This window comes from Tannerella sp. (assembly GCF_030528505.1).
Classification (GTDB): domain Bacteria; phylum Bacteroidota; class Bacteroidia; order Bacteroidales; family Tannerellaceae; genus Tannerella.
In genome coordinates this window covers 1-229 of the sequence record NZ_JAUMYS010000050.1, presented here as the reverse complement: position 1 = coordinate 229, position 229 = coordinate 1, and positions in this window count along the sequence as shown.

Below are 229 nucleotides of genomic sequence, written 5' to 3'. Positions count from 1 at the left end.
GCTGACGGCTGAATACTGACGGCTGACCACTGAAAGCCAATAAAAATTACGAATGACAAATTACGAATTACGAACGCAAATAAAAGCTTGTGCAACTTGTGGTTTCTGACAACTGTCAACCTTTTTCAGGACAGGACAATCGCGTAATTTGAGTGAAAGAAATTAAAAACGGTAGACCTTCGGGCAGCTGCCCGAAGGTTAAAACAATTTGCGGGAGCCTTTTCACAAC